General features: G+C 47.4%; 3 protein-coding genes. All 3 read right to left on the reverse strand.

What is annotated here, in order from left to right:
* Positions 1-205, reverse strand: a 205-nt coding sequence (locus ACWIGM_RS31540; RefSeq protein WP_139731367.1) for a hypothetical protein, incomplete at its 3' end; no start/stop codon positions are given.
* Positions 206-214: 9 nt separating this feature from the next.
* Positions 215-493 (reverse strand): hypothetical protein, encoded by a 279-nt coding sequence (locus tag ACWIGM_RS31545; RefSeq protein ID WP_001204581.1) that lies wholly within the window; start codon positions 491-493, stop codon positions 215-217.
* Positions 490-1,099 (reverse strand): hypothetical protein (locus ACWIGM_RS31550; RefSeq protein ID WP_454029867.1); only part of this gene is annotated, 610 nt, incomplete at its 5' end. The genes ACWIGM_RS31545 and ACWIGM_RS31550, both read right to left, overlap by 4 nt.

A 1,099-nucleotide genomic window follows, 5' to 3' on the forward strand; every position in this document is an offset into this window, starting at 1 on the left:
GATCAAAACCGCCCCACCACGGCATGTTAATCCTCTTGCCATGCCCAAACATTTCAATCCAGCGATATTCTGCCTGGGTGTGTTCACGCGCAATGAAGAACGTACAACCGGCTATCGCACCGTAAGCCCAGTTTCCGGTAAAAAGACCAGCCAGTACCTGCACCGCTACGGCACAAAGCGCATGAAGTATCGACGTGATATCCATCTGCTATCCTTAAAACCACTCCCTGAGCGGGCGCTCTGGTGTAACCACCCACTCACGGAACACGGAATCATCAAATCCATCGTCAAGAAGACGGATATTAACAAAGTACCCTTCGTTTCGCGTGTATTCTGGTTCTCCGTCATCAGAAACATCTGTCTCCCTGAACGTAAAACCAATCTCATCAACCAGAACGGCATTCTGCAGCTCTTCGTCCTCTTCCCAGTTAAGTTTCCTGAGAAATGCCCTGAAATCTGCTTTATCACTGAAACGCAACGTGAAATCTCTCACTCCACAACCTCCCCAAGCTGCGCATCTGTTAGCTCTTTATGCCAGAGACGAAAATTCCTCACATGCCCAAATAAATGGCGTAATCCTGCTGTAGTTTGTCCACCAATGCGAATGGTTGCTGTACTCCGGATATATTCCCATTTGGTTTTAGTTTCGCTGCTTAACTTACCGTTACTGACTACACATGTGGACCGTTCGGACTTTACCCGCATACCAATAAGCATTTTTTCCAGCCCGGCATTTTCATTTATTCGTCGGTCTGAACCACCTATATCGCAATACGGAAAACCGTCGTACCCACCTGATGAACCAAACCCCATTACGATCCCCGCATCTGCCTGATGCCGGTATGTGTCAAAAACACGCGGTGCTGCATTTGGCGTTTTATACCAGTTCTTATGTACCTCACAAAGAACCGTAAAAGGAAGATTATAAAGATTATTCTTAATCGGAACTGTAACCATATCGCTTGCCCGCGTTACCGGTGCCGTCCCCGTAACAATAAAAGATGATGCGCCTGTACCAGCCTCAATCTGTGGAGTGGTTACATCGAGATAATCCCCTGATGCAACCATCTGCCCTGTATCCGGAGAATACTGGACAAAA

It is taken from the genome of Allobosea sp. NPDC055332 (assembly GCF_053645455.1).